A 659-nucleotide genomic window follows, 5' to 3' on the forward strand; every position below is an offset into this window, starting at 1 on the left:
TGTGGCCGCTTATCTCGCATCGCCCGATGACAGCCCGGGTGGGTTTGACACGGTTGCTAAGATGATCACATGACCCTGACTTACATCATGGCCGCCACGTTGTTCGGCGGCCTGGTTTCCGTTTTGCTGGCTGCGGCCTTGTCGGCCCCGTTGCTGGGCCTGATCGTTCGCCACCTCGTGAGCCTGTCCACCGGCGTGCTGCTGGGCACGGCCTTGCTGCACGTGCTGCCCGAGGCATTCGAGTCGCACGTCGAGCCGCATGCGCTGTTCCTGACCTTGCTGGGCGGCCTGATGTTCTTCTTCCTGCTGGAAAAAGCCGAGCTGTACCGCCACGGGCACCATCACGAGCACGATGACCACCACCACCACCACGGTTTCGATGCCGAGCAGGCGGGTCGCGGGGGCTGGAGCGTGCTGGTGGGCGACAGCATCCACAACTTCTGCGATGGCGTGCTGATCGCGGCGGCTTTCCTGGTTGACACGCACGTCGGTGCGGTCACCGCCATGGCGGTCATCGCGCACGAGATCCCGCAGGAGGTGGGCGACTACATCGTGCTGATCAATGCGGGCTTCTCGCGCACCCGCGCGCTGGTCTACAACCTGCTGTCGGGTCTGGCGGCCGTGGTGGGGGGCGTGTTGGGCTACTTCCTCATCGAGCC

At 64.8% G+C, this 659-nt stretch carries 1 pseudogene; it reads left to right on the forward strand.

From position 1 onward, the window contains the following. Positions 1–69 precede the first annotated feature (69 nt). Positions 70–659, forward strand: a pseudogene (locus B2W70_RS10545) (ZIP family metal transporter); the annotation flags it as partial.

The organism is Aquabacterium sp. UBA2148 (assembly GCF_002328915.1).
GTDB lineage: Bacteria > Pseudomonadota > Gammaproteobacteria > Burkholderiales > Burkholderiaceae_C > Aquabacterium > Aquabacterium parvum.